Genomic DNA, 4,955 nt, shown 5'->3' with positions numbered 1-4,955 from the left:
GAATGCGGATCTTCTGTCCGGCCACGCTTATCCTCTTCCTCGCTTGTCCCACATCCAGGTCAGGAGCGGTGGGAATTCGCTTCTCGATTTCTCTATAACGTTGTCCGGGCTACGGGGCCTGGGCACAACGCCAGTTACTGACTGCCATGACTGGCCGGGAGGGTTCCGGGGCTCTTCTGTCGAAATGACAAACAACGCAACCGGAAGTGCTCCTGACGGGGTACAAGACCCATAGCCAAGTAGGAAGGGATCTGCTATCTCGCGATAAGCGTGGCCCTACGTGTACTGCCGCTGTTTATTTGCCATGCCCCTTCTCCGGTCCCCACGCTCGGGTGTGTCCAACCATGTTGGTGACCTTGACCCGATTGCGGAGCCTTCCCAGCCGGTCGTGTCGATCGGACTGACGAAGGTGTCATGTTCGCCCTACCAGCGACGATGTCTCCCGAGCTGCGCTCAGGCACACGTCGTGTTAAAGCAACCCATGTATTAAAGCACGTCAAGTCCCCGAAACACAATCCGCCTCCGCAGAACTAGTATGGGACTCACGTTATCGTCCCCAGTGTTGCAGGAGTCACATCATGTCGGAGCAGAACCTGTCCCCGGACCTCTCCCCCACGGGCGCCATCCCGCCCACCGACTCCGGCCGGGGCATCACCCGGATCGAGGATGTGGTGGTCGGCAAGATCGCGGCGCTGGCGGCCCGCGAGGTCTCCGGCGTCCACGCCCTCGGCGGCGCGGGCGCCCGGATGGTCGGCGCGTTCCGTGACTCCTTTGCCGGCGGTGCGAATGTGCAGCAGGGGGTCCGCGTCGAGGTCGGCGAGCGGCAGGCGGCCGTCGACGTCGACATCGTCGCGGAATACGGCGTGGCCATCCATGACCTTGCGGAGGCGATCCGCACCAACATCATCACCGCGGTGGAGCGCATGACCGGTCTGCAGGTCACGGAGGTCAACGTGACGGTCCACGATGTCCACCTCGAGCAGCTCGACGGCCCGGAAGAGGACGCTGGTGTCCAGCCCGACCAGTTCCCGCGCGTCCAGTAGCCCCGCGCCGGTCCCCGCCCGCCCGCTTGCCGACGCCGTCGCCGCCGACCTTCGCGCCATCCCCGGCGTCGCCGACCTGCACCCGGGCCGCTACGGCGAGGTCGCGCTGCTCTATCCCCGCCACCGCGTGACGGGCCTGCGCCACACCCCGGACCGCCTCGAGGTGCACCTCGTGGTGGATCTCGATCACCCTCAGCCGCTCGCCGAGGTCGCGGACCGGGCACGCGCGGTCGTCGAGAAGCATCTGCGACGCACAGCCGACATCATCTTCGCCGACGCACAGGGAGGTCAGCCGTGAACCACACCCGCACCGGAGTAATTCTGGGCCTGGCGCTCGCGTTCGCCACGATTCTCGGCGGTTGGGTCGGGATGCTCTGCGCCCTGCTGTTCGGCGCCGTGGGCGGCGTCATCGGCGCGCATCTCGACGGCCGCATCGACCTGCGCGCGCTGGCGCGTCGCATCGGGGGGCAGGACTAGATGGGCATCCGCATCTCCGACCGGGCGGTCTCCCGCATCGTCGCCGCCGCCGCGGCCTCGGTCCCCGGCACCACCGAACTCGGCCGCAGCCTGGTTCGCCTCGCCGGGCGCACCTACCCGCGTTACGACGTCATCGTCGACGACGCCGCCGGCACCTGTTCCATCGAGGCGTTCATCGCGGTGATCTGGCCGTCGCCGGTGACCACCGTCGCCGAGGCGGTCCGCCGCACCGTCGCCACCTGGGTCGAGGACATGACCGGGCTCAAGGTCACCCGCGTCAACGTGGTCGTCGGCCCCGTCATCCCGGGGGTGCCCGTCACCGCCCCGCTTATCGACGCCCACCCGGCCCACCCCTCGCTCCGCCCCGTCACCGTTCCCCCGCCGCTGCCGTTGCGGCCGGTCGGTGTGCGTTCGGCGGCACAACCGGTGAGGAGTCCCCGTGTCCGTTGACACCCGCCCCACCCCGCATGTGCCCCGCGCGAACCCGGTGGCCCGTTTCGTCGCGATCGTCATCGGCCTGGCGCTGCTCGTGCTCGCGGTCATCTGCGGCCGTGAGATCTGGCTGCGCAACTCGCGCTCCATCGACTGGGACACGTGGGTCGATCCGATCGTCATGACCATCGGCAACGCCACCTACCAGCCGTGGATGCTGCCGACGGGCGCCGCGTTCCTCGTTCTCGGCGCGCTGCTCGTGTGGGCTGCGTTCCGCCCGCGGACCCGCACCCACCGGATGCTGCGCCCGGTCGACGCCGCGACGAGCGTGTGGATGCGCCCGGTCGACATCGCCCGCATGCTTGGCGCCGCCGCCCGCGCCGTCCCCGGAGTGGCGACCGCCGCGGCGCGCGTGTCGGGCAGCACCGCCCACGTCTCGGTCACCGGCCATCACCCCGATCTCGCCCCGCTTGTCGACGCCGCGCTCCAGCCCCTCATCACCCGCCTCGGCCTCGAGGTCACCCTCAAGGTCCGGCAACGACCGCTCGAGGAGGAGCAGTGAACAAGCGGATCAACTACCTCAACCGCCTGGTCGTCCTGTTCACCGGGCTGCTCATCCTCGCCGCCGGTGCCTGGGCGATCGGGCTCTACTTCGACCTCCCCTTCTCCCAGAGCCTCACCGACTTCATCGACTTCCCCGCTTGGCGCGCCGCCCCGCAACAGGAGTGGTTCGACTGGCTGCTCGCGGCCATTGCTCTCGTGAGTGCGGTCCTCGGCGGCACCCTCATCGCGATGAACCTCCGCCGCTACCGGCTCACCCGCGTCTCCTCCCCCGCCTCCGATGCCACCGGTGCCATCGCGCTCGACCTGTCGACCCTGGCCGCGGCGATCGCCAAGGAGCTGGAAGAACACCCGCGCGTCGACTCCGTGCTCCACTCCGTCACCGAGTACTGGGACAAGCCGACCATGACGATCACCGTGCGGGCGCGGCAGGGCACCGACATCCTCACCCTCGTCGATTCGCTCCAGCAGGCGGAGCGCGATATCCGCACCGCCACCCCGGGCATCACCGTTGCCACGGTGTACAAGCTGCACCTGCTGCCCGTCGAGCGCTGAGGCCGCTCTGAAAACACGAGGTCGAAGATTATCCCCTCTTCGACATGAACCGGCGACAGATGTCGAACACTCGATAATCCTCGACCTCAGTACTTCGACCTCAGCTGGCCGGCGGGCCCTCGACGACGAGGATCTCTCCGACATCCGCCAGGTCCACCGGAGCCGCACCACCCGGCGGAGCGATGCGCAGCGGACGCCCCGGCGCACACTCCACCAGCTTCTCCCACGGGCGGGTGAGCTGAGTGAGCTCGCGGCGGGCCGGAATGAAGTGCTCGAAGCCGTGGGACAACAGCACCACGGAGTCATCGGCGAGGGTGACCAGGTGCACGTCGTCGCCTCGTTCCCGGCGTTCCACCCCGGTGAGCGAAAGGACGGTCGCACGCGGGGCGTCGTCGAGAAGCGTGATGCGCGTGACCACGCCGAGGCGGTGGTCGATCCCCTCCGCGGAGGAGATGACCAGCGGGGAACCGACGAACGTCGGGCGGAGCCGGGCATACGGCCACACGCCCGGCTGCGCGCTCACCCCGGGTCGGCGGACGATGACCCGCCACGGGTCGACCATGACGCGGTGGGCGGGATCCTCGGTGAGGATGAGATGGCGGGCGGTGACGCGGGCGTCGAGAAGCGGGAGCTCCCCGGGATGCACCCGCGCCATGGCCTCGAGTTCGCGGACCAGATCGACGTCGGAGACACCCCAACCCACGCCGCGGTTAGCCAGCATCGCAAAGAGAGTGGGCAGCGACAGCTCCGGCTGGCCCTCCCACACCCGACGGACCGCGTCGAGCACCCCCGGGATCCGCAGGGGATCGTGCATCAGAAGCGGGCGGACACGGTGTCCGAGCCGGGGACGGCCTCCGCGATGTCGTTGCCGAGGGCAACGATGCGGTTGTTCTCGTCGACGTGGACGATGCGCGGCTCGTACTCCAGGGCCTCCTCGAGGGTGGCCTGCAGGTAGGAGATGAGAATGACGATGTCACCCGGGTGAATGAGGTGCGCGGCGGCACCGTTGATGCAGATCTCACCGGTACCGGGGCGGCCGGTGATGACATAGGTCTCGATGCGCGCGCCGTTGGTGACGTCGACGATCGCCACCTTCTCACCCTCGATGAGACCGGCGGCCGCGAGCAGGTCGGCGTCCACCGTCACGGACCCGACGTAATGCAGGTCGGCCTGAGTGACGGTGGCGCGATGGATCTTGGCTCCGAGAATGGTTCTGAGCATGGACTAGAAGATACCCTGCATGCCACGGAATCCAAAAGGGCCCGGTGGGAAAAATCCCACCGGACCCTCGAGGTCAGATCTCAGTAAGGAGTGCTTACTTGATGATCTTGGTGACGCGGCCAGCGCCGACGGTACGGGAGCCCTCGCGGATAGCGAAGCGCAGGCCCTCGTCCATGGCGACCGGCTGGATCAGGGTGACGGACATGTCGACGTTGTCGCCCGGCATGACCATCTCGGTGCCCTCCGGCAGCTTCACGACGCCGGTGACGTCGGTGGTGCGGAAGTAGAACTGCGGACGGTAGTTGTCGAAGAACGGGGTGTGGCGGCCGCCCTCGTCCTTGGACAGGACGTAGACGGAACCCTCGAACTCGGTGTGCGGGGAGTAAGCGCCCGGCTTGATGATGACCTGGCCGCGCTCGACGTCCTCGCGCTTGATGCCGCGGAGCAGGAGACCACAGTTGTCGCCGGCCTCGGTGTAGTCGAGAAGCTTACGGAACATCTCGATACCGGTGACGGTGGTGGTGGTGGACTTCTCCTTGATGCCGATGATCTCGACATCCTCGTTGACGTTCAGCTGACCGCGCTCGACGCGGCCGGTGACGACGGTGCCACGACCGGTGATGGTGAAGATGTCCTCGACCGGCATCAGGAACGGCTTGTCGGTCT

9 protein-coding genes are annotated in these 4,955 nt (G+C 67.7%); 6 read left to right on the top strand and 3 right to left on the bottom strand.

The window, feature by feature from the left end:
- Positions 1 to 578 precede the first annotated feature (578 nt).
- Genes Q4G50_RS14370 through Q4G50_RS14345 form a run of 6 tightly spaced genes read left to right on the top strand, consistent with a single transcriptional unit; the run spans position 579 to position 3,068 of the window.
- Positions 579 to 1,043, top strand: coding sequence for an Asp23/Gls24 family envelope stress response protein (locus tag Q4G50_RS14370; protein ID WP_303378339.1), 465 nt, complete (start codon positions 579 to 581; stop codon positions 1,041 to 1,043).
- The gene (locus tag Q4G50_RS14365) at positions 1,009 to 1,341 is read left to right on the top strand and encodes a hypothetical protein (protein ID WP_303378338.1); all 333 of its coding nucleotides are present in this window, start codon (positions 1,009 to 1,011) and stop codon (positions 1,339 to 1,341) included. The genes Q4G50_RS14370 and Q4G50_RS14365 overlap by 35 nt, the downstream gene beginning before the upstream one ends.
- Positions 1,338 to 1,520, top strand: a complete 183-nt coding sequence (locus Q4G50_RS14360; protein ID WP_303378337.1) for a hypothetical protein — start codon at positions 1,338 to 1,340, stop codon at positions 1,518 to 1,520. Before Q4G50_RS14365 ends, Q4G50_RS14360 begins: the two co-directional genes overlap by 4 nt.
- Entirely contained in the window at positions 1,521 to 1,970 is a 450-nt protein-coding gene (locus tag Q4G50_RS14355; protein ID WP_303378336.1) for an Asp23/Gls24 family envelope stress response protein, read from the top strand. It begins immediately after the preceding gene.
- Positions 1,960 to 2,514, top strand: coding sequence for a DUF6286 domain-containing protein (locus Q4G50_RS14350; RefSeq protein ID WP_303378335.1), 555 nt, complete (start codon positions 1,960 to 1,962; stop codon positions 2,512 to 2,514). The genes Q4G50_RS14355 and Q4G50_RS14350 overlap by 11 nt, the downstream gene beginning before the upstream one ends.
- Entirely contained in the window at positions 2,511 to 3,068 is a 558-nt protein-coding gene (locus tag Q4G50_RS14345) for a hypothetical protein (RefSeq protein WP_303378334.1), read from the top strand. The genes Q4G50_RS14350 and Q4G50_RS14345 overlap by 4 nt, the downstream gene beginning before the upstream one ends.
- 100 nt (positions 3,069 to 3,168) lie before the next feature.
- Here Q4G50_RS14345 and Q4G50_RS14340 read toward each other — a convergent pair whose 3' ends face one another.
- The 3 genes from Q4G50_RS14340 to Q4G50_RS14330 all read right to left on the bottom strand — a co-directional run.
- Positions 3,169 to 3,882, bottom strand: a complete 714-nt coding sequence (locus Q4G50_RS14340; protein ID WP_303378333.1) for a hypothetical protein — start codon at positions 3,880 to 3,882, stop codon at positions 3,169 to 3,171.
- The gene (gene panD / locus Q4G50_RS14335; protein WP_303378332.1) at positions 3,882 to 4,289 is read right to left on the bottom strand and encodes an aspartate 1-decarboxylase; all 408 of its coding nucleotides are present in this window, start codon (positions 4,287 to 4,289) and stop codon (positions 3,882 to 3,884) included. Before panD ends, Q4G50_RS14340 begins: the two co-directional genes overlap by 1 nt.
- A gap of 94 nt (positions 4,290 to 4,383) precedes the next feature.
- On the bottom strand, positions 4,384 to 4,955 hold a 572-nt coding region (locus Q4G50_RS14330; RefSeq protein ID WP_303378331.1), incomplete at its 5' end, for an EF-Tu/IF-2/RF-3 family GTPase.

The organism is Corynebacterium sp. (assembly GCF_030538285.1).
GTDB lineage: Bacteria > Actinomycetota > Actinomycetes > Mycobacteriales > Mycobacteriaceae > Corynebacterium.
The sequence above is the reverse complement of the archived record's forward strand: the minus strand, read 5'-3'. Positions and strand labels throughout refer to the sequence as shown.

Excerpts from the sequence above, each read along its gene's own strand:
- Q4G50_RS14370 (WP_303378339.1), top strand. The coding sequence starts at position 579 with ATGTCGGAGCAGAACCTGTCCCCGGACCTCTCCCCCACGGGCGCCATC.
- Q4G50_RS14355 (WP_303378336.1), top strand. The coding sequence starts at position 1,521 with ATGGGCATCCGCATCTCCGACCGGGCGGTCTCCCGCATCGTCGCCGCC.
- panD (WP_303378332.1), bottom strand. The coding sequence starts at position 4,289 with ATGCTCAGAACCATTCTCGGAGCCAAGATCCATCGCGCCACCGTCACT.
- Q4G50_RS14340 (WP_303378333.1), bottom strand. The coding sequence starts at position 3,882 with ATGCACGATCCCCTGCGGATCCCGGGGGTGCTCGACGCGGTCCGTCGG.